Origin of the sequence: Gordonia rhizosphera NBRC 16068, from assembly GCF_000298195.1 — a bacterium.
Lineage (GTDB): Bacteria > Actinomycetota > Actinomycetes > Mycobacteriales > Mycobacteriaceae > Gordonia > Gordonia rhizosphera.
In genome coordinates this window covers 39,182-49,084 of record NZ_BAHC01000185.1, presented here as the reverse complement: position 1 = coordinate 49,084, position 9,903 = coordinate 39,182, and the positions used below count along the sequence as shown (strand labels likewise).

Below are 9,903 nucleotides of genomic sequence, written 5' to 3'. Positions count from 1 at the left end.
ACCCTGAGATCACCGATCTGCCCATCACTCCGCCGATCGTCATCGCCGGGCTGCAGCGTAGCGGAACCACCATGCTGCACCGACTGATCGGCGCGGACCCGCAGATGCGGTCGGTCGGGTCGTGGGAGGTCGTGCACGTCCTTCCGCGCAAGCACGAGAAGCCGGGCAAACCGACGGTGCGCATCGCCCAGACCAGACTTGCCGAATGGTCGTTGCGCTACCTGAACCCTCAATTCTTCGCGATCCACGCGGTGGAGGCCGACGGACCGGAGGAAGACGTGCTGCTGCAGGAGTATTCGCTGCTGTCGCAGGTTCCCGAGGCGATGCTGACCGTGCCATCTTACGCCGACTGGCTGGCCCACCAGGACATGCACGGATCATATGCGTACCTGAAGACATTGCTGCAGGTTCTGGCGTTCCAGAATCCGCGGCCCCGTTGGGTCCTCAAGACTCCCGCCCACCTCGAACACCTCGACACGCTGCTCGACGTGTTCCCCGATGCGGTGATCGTGCAAACCCACCGCGACCCGCTGCGCACCACGGCGTCATTCTCCAGCATGCTGGCCCACGGACATTCGATGTTCAGCGATCATGTCGATGCCGAAGCGGTGGCCCGGCATTGGCTGCGGCGAAACGGTGACATGGTCGACCGCGCGCTGGATGTTCGTGCCATCCGGCCCGACGTGTTCCTCGACGTCCGCTACGACGACCTGATCGACGATCCGATGGCCCAGGTCGAACGCATCTATGCCGCTGCGGGTTTCGTTCTCACCGACTCGACTCGGTCCCGGATGGAGGAGCATCGGGCCGGGCACGCCCAGAACGCGCACGGCGTGCACCGATACACCCTCGAGGAGTTCGGGATCAGAGAGGCCGAGGTGAACGCGGTGTATGCGCGCTACCGCGCGGCGTTCGACCTGTGAGACTTCTGGTAGACGATCTCCCCACGAACGATGGTGCAGCGCACCGATTCCGAGGTCGGTTCCGCGAGTTCCTCACGCAGGGCGCGGTCCAGGAGCACCAGATCCGCGGACGCACCGACCTCGACCGTGCGCGGGTCGCGGCCGGGGCGCTCGGGCCGGGTGAGGTAGCCGACCAGGGCCTCGTCGGTGCCGATCCGTTCCTCGGGGCCGACGACGACGCCGGTCGGCGCCCTCCGGTCGGCGGCCGCGGAGATGACGGTCCACGGGTCCAGCGGACCGTACGGGGCGTCGCTCGACAATGCCAGCCCGACACCGCCGTCGAGGAGCGAGCGACACCGATACAGGTCGGGCAGATCGTCGGCGTCGACCCGCTCGAGGTAGTCGTCACCTCGGTGCGCGAGGAACCCGGGCTGGGTCACGACGCAGATCCCGTTGCGTGCCAGATCCCCGACGAGCTCGGCCGGGATCACCGAACCGTGCTCGATCCGATCTCCGGGCACGGCCCCGGCCTCGTCGAGCGCGGCGACCAACAACACCAACGCGATCCGACTGACACAGTGCACCGCAACGGCGCGGCCGGCGTCGTGGGCTCGTCGGATGGTCTCGACGAGCTCGGAGAAGTCGGGCAGTCCCGAGTCGGCCAGCACGATCTTGGACGGGCCGACCGTGACGGTGGCCGGCCACGCTACGGTGTCGACACCGATCGGAGCGCCGAGCAGGTGAAGCCGCTGGGGGATGGCACCTTTCACGTGCGCGTCGATCAGCGCGGTCATCGTCACCGGCGACAGATCGGGGGTCGCCTCGGTCACCCCGGTGATCCCGAACCGGGCCAGCCGCGCGCCGAGTGCTCGCAGATCGGGTGGGCCGTCATCGGGAAGGCGATCCCGTAACCAGTTGTCGGCCCGAAAGAGTCGCCCGGTCGCGGCGCCGGTGTTGTCACGTTCGATGCCCGGATGGTCGGCGCCGTCGAGGCCGACGAGTGCCGCCGCGACCGAATTGAGTACCCACAGGGCTCCGCTGCGGTGCTGAATCCGCATCGGCCGTCGGGTCTCGATGCGATCGAGTGCTCGGCTGTCGAGCGGTCCGGCAACGGTCTCGACGTAGCCGACTCCGCGAATCCACCCGTTGCCCGGCGCATTCCGCAGCACCCGAGCCAACTCCTCGCGGGTGCGAACCTCCGGCGGGCCACAGTGGATCGAGTCGGCGGCCGCCGCGGTCGCGAACAGATGGATGTGGTGATCGTGCAGGCCGGGGATCAGAGCGCCGCCGTGGCCGTCGATGACCGTCGCATCAGGGCCCGCGATGTGGGTGTCGAGGTGTGCGGCGATGGCGGTGATGCGACCGTCGCGGATCGCGACATCGCTGATGCCGTCGGGCAACTCCACACGACGCAGCAGCATTGCGGTCATCGTCGCAGCCCGAGGTCGGCCAACACGCTGTCGGTGTCTCGGCCCGACTCCGGCGCCATACCCGCGAGCTCGCGTCGTCGGGGCCCGGCGATCTCGACCGGTCCGAAATCGGAGTCCACCCACCAGCCGCCGTCGGTTCGATACGGCGGTGGCGCAACGTCGTCGGTCAGGGTTGCGGCGACCACCGCCGACATCGCCACCTCCCACAGCATCCCGGGCCGGTCGGTCGCCATGGACATCGCGAGAGCGGCGGCGGTGAGCCCGGCCAGCGGATCGGCGATCGCGTCGCCGACGAACATCGGGCCGTCAGCGTCGACGGCGACGAGCCCGGCGGATGCTGCGATGTCGTCGCCGAAGCCGATACGTCCCGAGGCGCGGCCGTGCGCGGTGATCGACACCCATGTTCCACCCCGGGAGACGAAATCCTCAGCGTCCAGACCGAAGCCGATGAGGGCGCGGGGACGGGACGCCTCGATGACGATATCCGCCGCGGCGACGAGTGCCGCCAGCGCCGCCCGGTCACCGGTTTCCGCGGGATCGAGGACGACCGACTCGTGACCGCCGTGCAACAGCCGATAGAACCCGGCGTTGCCGCGGCGCGCCCCATCGGGACGCGACGGAGTCTCGACCTTGACCACCCGCGCCCCGGCCAGCCCGAGCACGTGCGCGCACAGCGGACCGGCCCACAGCGCGCTGAAGTCGACGACGAGCAGGCCCGACACGTCACGGGGCCGCAGCGGAGTGGGCGGCACCGGCGGGGGTTCGGGGCGCAACACCGGGCCTGCGGCGACGCCCAGCAACTCGGCGCGCTCGGCCAGGTCGGCCCCACTGTGCTCCCGCAACCATGATTCCACCGCGGGCCACGGGTCGTCGTCGACGTCGGCACCCACCAGCGCGCCGAGCAGCGAGGGATCGTCGGGTCGCGCACAGGACACCGCCGCCCAGCCGTCGGATGTGGGCAACAGCCGGCAGGAACCGCCGACCGAGATGGCACCGGCCCGGTGGCGTTCGGTGAAGGCCGCGCGTTCGGACAGTAGGAGTGCACCGTCGAGCCGTACCCGCCCTCCGCTGGCGTCCGTGATCCGGTCGGCGAGTTCCCGTGCGACGGTGGCGGCGCGGCCGGGCGGGATGACCGGCGGGCCGTCGGGCCGCCCGGTCAGTGCGGCGACACCGCTCTGCGCCCAGTCCCGCACCGGGTCGCGGGGCGCAGGGGTCGACACACGGCGATGCTACATTCCGTGCGGACCTCTCCAGGATGGTGTGGATGGACTCGCGTGTACGAATCGTGACCGTGGCGGACCTCGCCGACGGCGCCGCGGACCTGCCGATTCTCGGCGACGGAGGGCAACTCGCCGAACCGGTCGTCATCGTCGACCTCGACGACGCGGACCCGGCCGCTGTCGAGCGGGCCATCGTCCGCGTGCCCGCGCTCGACCGGATCGTCGTCGGCCGCGCATCGGCCACGCTTCCCGTCGAGCTGGTACCGCTGACCGAGGCGTTCGACCTCACCTACGCAGCCCGGCCCGCTGATCATCGGTCGGTCATCGGTGTCGACGACGTCGACGCAGCGATCGACGCGTTCACTGCCGCAGTGGCCTCATACCCGCAGGCCTCTCTCGTCGCGGCGCAGGTGGTGCGTGTCTCCGAGACATTGCCGGTCCCGGAGGCGATCGACGTGGAGTCGCTGGGCTATTCGACCTTGCAGGGCGGCACCGAGTTCGGTGGGTGGCTCGACGAGCGCCGACATCTCGGCAGGCCCCTGCCACCTGCGCCCCCCGCCGACCCCGTCCTGGTCGAGCGGCGTGGCGACACCCTGCACGTCACGCTGAACAGGCCCGAACGGCGCAACGCCTACGGCACCGCGCTGCGCGACGCCCTCGTCGAAGCACTGCGGCTACCGCTGCTCGACGACACGATCGGCGCGGTGATCCTCGACGGCGCCGGTTCCTCGTTCTGCGCCGGCGGCGACCTCGACGAGTTCGGCCACATGCCCGACACGACGACCGCACACCTGATCCGAACCCGTGGCGGCGCAGGACGTTTGATGGCCCAACTCGCCGACCGTGTGGAGGTGCGACTGCACGGACACTGCGTGGGGGCGGGCATCGAGATCCCCGCCTTCGCCGGGCGGATCGTCGCGGCGTCGGACACCGTTCTGCGCTTGCCCGAGGTGCAGATGGGCCTCATCCCCGGCGCCGGAGGCACGGTGAGCGTGCCGCGACGCATAGGGCGCTGGCGGGCCCTGCACCTGTTCGTGACGGGTGCCGCGATCGATGCGTCCCAAGCGCTCGAATGGGGGCTCGTCGACGCGGTGGCCTGAGCCGCCCTTCGCATGGCGGGGCGCCGCAGGTGTTGACTGTGCAGATGGACTTGGGACTGGAAAGCCTCGCCGGTCGGCGCGCGGTGGTCACCGGAGCGACTCACGGGTTGGGGCTGGCGACGGCCCGCGCGCTCGCCCGCGCGGGGCTGCGGGTGGTCCTCGCGGTACGTGACGTCGCGCTCGGCGCGACGCGGGCGACCGAGTTCGGCGGGGACTGTGAGGTCATCGAACTCGATCTCGCCGATCTCGCGTCGGTCCGTGGCTTCGCGGAGCGCCTCGAGGGTCCGATCGATTACCTCATCAACAACGCCGGCGTCTTTCCGCACCGGCACGCCCGCACCGCCGATGGTTTCGAGTTGGGTATCGGCACGAACTTCCTCGGTCCGTTCGCACTGACGAATCTGTTGCTGCCGGATATCGAGCGGCAGATCGTGTGCGTGGCGTCCGACGCGCACAAGTCGGCCCGCATCGACCCCACCAATCTGGACCTGGACCACGGGAAATGGAATCCGGCCCGCGCGTATGCCCGGTCCAAACTGGCGGTGATGCTGTGGGGCCTCGAACTCGACCGCCGGTTGCGGACCGCCGGGTCACCGGTCACCGCGATGCTCACGACGCCGGGGTGGGTGGCGTCCAACATCTCCAACAAGCCGCATCTGGGGTTCGCGCACCGGTTGGTTCACGGTGCCGCGTCGGCGTTCGCCAACGACATCGACGCCGGCGCCCAGACCACGCTCTACTGCCTGACACAGCCGATCGCCCCCGGCAGCTACGTCGGTGTCGACGGCATCGGAGCGTTGCGCGGCGATCCGGTGCTGTTCGGACGGTCGAAGGCCGCCTGCGACTTCGACGTCGCCGCACGTCTGTGGGCGACCGCGGAACGATTGACCGGGACCGCGTGGCCGCTCTGACGTCCTGGCTTGCACGGTCGACGTTCCGGCGTAGTTCGATTCCGAACTCGTCGTTGGGACGATATTGTGAGTTCGTCTCATCGCAATGTTCGGACGGGCCGGAGGTGTCCCACGGTGTGCTGCATCGTCGCGGCGATCATGGTCGTGGTCATCCACCGCCTCATGCCTTGGCGTTCCCGCATCGATGACGGCGGGTTCGCACCGATGGCGACCCGTGGGGTGCCGGGTGCCACGGCGGGGCCGGCCGTGGCGTCAGCACCGCCCGTGACCTGGCTCGATCAGCGTATCGCCGTCGTCTCCTGGACCCTGCGGTTCGCGGCGCTGGCCATCGCGCTCTATCTCATCGGGGGAGCGGCGCTGCTGATCGCGGGCGTCGCATCCGACACCGGGCCGACCGTGGTGTGGGTGATCCGATCGACGCTTCTGGTGGTGGCCGCGGCGATGCTGCTGCGGCAAGCCTCACGACTCCGCCGACACGGATGCGATCCGCTGACGATCCCGCAGATCGTCGGATGTGCCGGACTCGGCGCCGGCGCCACCTCCCTGGTCCTCGTGGTCCTCGACGTCGATCTCGCCGGCTTCTATGCGATCTCCGCGCCGCTGGTGAACGGCGCCCTGCATGGAGCTCCCGCGCTGGCCGTCGTCGTCGGACTACTCCTGCTGTTCCTCCGCACCCTGCCCATCCGCAGACACCGCAACTCCGTCAACACAGCCGTCCACAGGCCGGCACCGACCTTAGTGGTGCTGTCCGTGAGTTCGCCGGGGTCTTCGGTGTTCGATGAACGACTGGCGGCGTTGTCGTCGGTCACGATGACGCTGTCATCGCTCCCTCCTCCGCCTTGCCAGTCGCCCATCGCTCCACCGAAATACCCCTGACGAATTCACGAACAGCACCACTTAGGATGACCTTGACCGCCATCGCATCTCATGAGATCAACCCACCCGCGCCGCAACAGCCGGTGGTCGTCGAGTCGAGCCCGGAGGACCTCGCCGCGCAGCGGTATCTGCTCGATCTCGCGCTGCAGCCGGTCGACAGTTTCACCGGATTCACCCGACTCGAACAGATCGGCGGGAGCGCACTGCGCTATCAGCTCAACTACGCGTGCTACGGACTCTCGACGGCCCAGTACACCCGGACGCCGGCGTTCACCGGGTATCTGCAAGAGGCGCAAGCCAATCTGATCCGCAAGATGTGCGACAAGCGGGTGTGGGGGTATTGGGCCGCGGAACGTCTGGCCGGCTATCTGCGGTGGAATCCCGACCCCATGGTGTTCGCCAACGTCATGTATACGGGGTTCTTCGCCACCATGCTCGCCTTTTACGAAACCCTCAACGACGACCGGGGTTTCCATGACGACGGCTCCCTGCCGCTGGTGTGGAACCGGCGCACCCGCTACGACTACGGGTTCGGATCGATCGCCGGCGCGATCGAGAAGAACATGCGCGACAGCAAGGTGACCCTGTACCCGTGCGAGCCGCACCTGATCTATCCGATGTGCAACGCCGTTGCCGTCGTCGGTCTGAAGGGCTACGACCGGCTGCACGACGCCGACCTGACCGGCGATCTCGTCGAGCAGATCCGTGACTCGTTCCACCGCAACGGTTTCATCACGCCCGGCGGACGATTCCGATTCGGCCTCGGCCCGGCCGGTCTCAAGCTGCCGCCGACGCTGTCCAACGACGCGGTGATGACCTACTGGCTGAACTGCGTCATGCCGGACCTGGCGAACGACACCTGGGAGATCCTGCGCGAGCGTCGGATCTGGCTGCGCAACGGACGCGCCGAGCTCCTGACCGCACCGATCGACAACCTCGACGTCGGCTCCTATCGGATGGGCGACGCCTGGGCATGGACCAACGTGGCGATCGCGGCCCTCGAGATGGGCGACGACGAGGTCGCAGACGCGGTGACGGCGAGCATCGACGAGCGGTTCGAGACCGAGGTGTCGCCGTCGGGTGCTCACAAGCTCGAAGGTGTGTCGACCTGGGCGAATTGTGCCCACGCCTTTTCGCGCTTCGTCTCGAAGGACTCGTTGCGCGGTCTCGCCAACGGTGAGGTCCCCGCCGAGTGGCGATCCGGCCCGATCCTGGAGGCGGCGCCCTACCCGGATCTCCTGGTCGCCAAGGCGGTCACCGACGGCCGCGCGCTCGACGTGGTGTTCCGCCCCGGAATGCGTCCCGTGCGCACGACCGTGAAGGTCGGACGCCTCATTCCCGGACGCCGCTACAAGGTCTCCGGAGCAGTCGTCACCGAGTTGGTGCCAGGCGCCGACGGCACCGCGCTCGTGGATATAACCGTCTCCAGGCGGTATGAGTTCCGGGTCGAGCCTCTCGCCTGAGCGGGCGCTACGGGTCGGTGGCGCGCGCCTGTTGGTCGCTGTCGTCGAGCCGGCGCAGCAGTCGGGTGAGTGTGCGAATATCGTCCGGATCCCACAGGGACAGTCGCTCGCGCCAGACCGCGACAGCGGAGGCGACGACCTCGTCGAGCCGCTGTCGGCCCAGTTCGGTCAACGCCACTCGGCGGGCCCGCGCATCTTCGGGATCGGGCCGGCGTTCCACGAGGCCGAGGCGGACGACGGCGTCGATCTGGCGGGTGACGGTGGACTTCTCGAGTTCGAGTTTGTGGATCAGCGTCGACATGGGCACCGCGTCGTGGCGGGACAGCAGCACCAGCAATGGGTAGCACGTCGGATCGAGGCGCGCGTCGATGGCTCGGGCACGCTGGCGCGTGCGGGTACGCCCGCGCCGCCAGAAGTCGGCGAGTTCCGCTTCCAGATCGGTGATCGGATCCGAGCCCATCGTCGTTCGCCGTCCCCTTCCCGTCCCCGCCGCAGGTGGGCAGGCAGCCGACCTGCGCAGATGCCAGCCTACCGATGTCGACGGCGGCGCCGCTGCGGGTGGTGGAACGGTGGGTGGTGGAACACCTTGCGGTCGGGTCGCGTTGGAGACGATGACGAGTGTTCGGCGAGAAGGAGAAGAAGATTGACTGTCACGGTCGACATCTGGACCGATGTGAACTGCCCGTTCTGCTACCTCGGCAAGCGGCGCTTCGAACAGGCGCTCGACAGCTTCGACCGGAGTGACGCGGTCACCGTCGTGCACCGGTCCTTCGAACTCGATCCGACCATCCCGACCGATGCGAGTGCGCCGATCGAGGCTCACATCGCGCAGAAGTACGGGATCTCAGTGGCGCAGGTCGAGGCCAATGAACGCGGCCTCGCCGCGCAGGCCGCGGAGATGGGTCTGCCGTATCAGACGGGCGGGCGGGACTTCGGCAGCAGCTTCGACATGCATCGTGTTCTGCATTTCGCGCTGGCGCAGGGGCGTCAGGAAGCGCTGCTCGACTCCCTGTACGCGGGCAACTTCGCCGACGATGCGCCGCTCTTCGGCGATCATGAGCGGCTCACCGCCGTCGCGGTCCGGGCCGGCCTCGACGAGGCCCAGGTCCGGTCGGTCCTCGCCGATCCCGACGCCTACGCGGATGCGGTGCGTCGCGACGAACAGGAAGCGGCCGCGCTCGGCGTCACCGGGGTGCCGTTCTTCGTGTTCGGCGGCCGCTACGCGGTGTCAGGTGCCCAACCCGTCGAGATCTTCGCCCGGGCGCTTCAACTCACCTTCGATGAGCAGGAACTGCCGCTCGAATCCGACACCGCCGACGCGTGCGGCCCCGACGGCTGCGAGTTCCCGCCGACCCGGAGATGACCGGGCCGGCGGGCGACATCACGCGTTGGTCTGCTGGGCCTCGCTGGCGGCGATCTCGGCGCGGACCTTGTCCATGTCGAGGTCGTTGACCGCCGCGATCAGCTGCTCGAGCTGAGCGCTCTGCAGGGCTCCGGGCTGGTTGAAGACGAGGATGCCGTCGCGGAAGGCCATCAGGGTCGGGATCGACCGGATGCCGAAACCGGCGGCGAGCTGCTGCTGCGCCTCAGTGTCGACCTTGCCGAAGACGATGTCCGGATAGTCCTTCGAGGCCTTCTCGAAGACGGGGGCGAACATGCGGCACGGTCCGCACCAGCCGGCCCAGAAGTCCAGCAGCAGGGTGCCACCGGCCTTGATGGTGTCGTCGAAGTTTTCCATGGTGATCTCGCGTGTTGTCATGCCAGGTTCAATGCATACCCAGTGGGGTATATTCCGCGGTTTCCCGAATTGGCCGTGACCTGAACTTTCCCCGACCGTGATCCGAGTGGGCGCGTCGGGGACACCGGTCGGCGGCAATAGGTCGCAAAACCCCTCCGACCGGCGATTTCGGCTCTTAGAGTTGTTTCACGATCAGCCGCCGAATCGACGGTTGGACCTTGCCAAAGCGGTCGGGGTTAGGAGTCCACAGTGGCGACCAGGGA

10 protein-coding genes are annotated in these 9,903 nt (G+C 68.5%); 6 read left to right on the top strand and 4 right to left on the bottom strand.

The annotated features are described in order from the left end of the window. Positions 1-923 (top strand): sulfotransferase family protein (locus tag GORHZ_RS22545; RefSeq protein ID WP_006337306.1); only part of this gene is annotated, 923 nt, incomplete at its 5' end. Here GORHZ_RS22545 and GORHZ_RS22540 read toward each other — a convergent pair. Together GORHZ_RS22540 and GORHZ_RS22535 are read right to left on the bottom strand one after the other, a co-directional pair. Then, positions 899-2,332, bottom strand: coding sequence for an amidohydrolase (locus tag GORHZ_RS22540; RefSeq protein ID WP_040533022.1), 1,434 nt, complete (start codon positions 2,330-2,332; stop codon positions 899-901). The two genes, GORHZ_RS22545 and GORHZ_RS22540, sit on opposite strands and share 25 nt — an antisense overlap. Further along, positions 2,329-3,552 (bottom strand): CoA transferase, encoded by a 1,224-nt coding sequence (locus GORHZ_RS22535; RefSeq protein WP_006337304.1) that lies wholly within the window; start codon positions 3,550-3,552, stop codon positions 2,329-2,331. The genes GORHZ_RS22540 and GORHZ_RS22535 overlap by 4 nt, the downstream gene beginning before the upstream one ends. A gap of 44 nt (positions 3,553-3,596) precedes the next feature. Between GORHZ_RS22535 and GORHZ_RS22530 the strand changes: the two genes are divergently transcribed. From GORHZ_RS22530 to GORHZ_RS22515, 4 genes are all read left to right on the top strand, one after another. Beyond that, a complete protein-coding gene (locus GORHZ_RS22530) occupies positions 3,597-4,652 on the top strand; it encodes an enoyl-CoA hydratase/isomerase family protein (RefSeq protein ID WP_006337303.1) in 1,056 nt (351 codons plus the stop codon). 44 nt (positions 4,653-4,696) lie between these two features. Then, the gene (locus GORHZ_RS22525) at positions 4,697-5,563 is read left to right on the top strand and encodes an SDR family NAD(P)-dependent oxidoreductase (RefSeq protein WP_040533020.1); all 867 of its coding nucleotides are present in this window, start codon (positions 4,697-4,699) and stop codon (positions 5,561-5,563) included. A 114-nt stretch (positions 5,564-5,677) separates the two neighbouring features. Continuing rightward, entirely contained in the window at positions 5,678-6,439 is a 762-nt protein-coding gene (locus tag GORHZ_RS31030; RefSeq protein WP_006337301.1) for a hypothetical protein, read from the top strand. 32 nt (positions 6,440-6,471) lie between these two features. Next, positions 6,472-7,902 carry a linalool dehydratase/isomerase domain-containing protein gene (locus GORHZ_RS22515; RefSeq protein WP_006337300.1) on the top strand — a complete coding sequence of 477 codons (1,431 nt, stop codon included), beginning with the start codon at positions 6,472-6,474 and terminating at the stop codon, positions 7,900-7,902. Positions 7,903-7,909: 7 nt separating this feature from the next. Here the strand turns inward: GORHZ_RS22515 and GORHZ_RS22510 are convergent, their stop codons facing one another. Further along, a complete protein-coding gene (locus GORHZ_RS22510) occupies positions 7,910-8,362 on the bottom strand; it encodes a MarR family winged helix-turn-helix transcriptional regulator (protein WP_006337299.1) in 453 nt (150 codons plus the stop codon). A gap of 183 nt (positions 8,363-8,545) precedes the next feature. Between GORHZ_RS22510 and GORHZ_RS22505 the strand changes: the two genes are divergently transcribed. Further along, on the top strand, positions 8,546-9,265 hold the full coding sequence (locus GORHZ_RS22505; RefSeq protein WP_006337298.1) for a DsbA family oxidoreductase: 720 nt from the start codon (positions 8,546-8,548) through the stop codon (positions 9,263-9,265). Positions 9,266-9,283: 18 nt separating this feature from the next. On the opposite strand, the gene trxA is transcribed toward GORHZ_RS22505, so the two are convergent. Next, positions 9,284-9,661: a thioredoxin gene (gene trxA / locus GORHZ_RS22500; RefSeq protein WP_006337297.1), complete on the bottom strand. Its 378-nt coding sequence runs from the start codon at positions 9,659-9,661 to the stop codon at positions 9,284-9,286. Between the last annotated feature and the right edge of the window lie 242 nt (positions 9,662-9,903).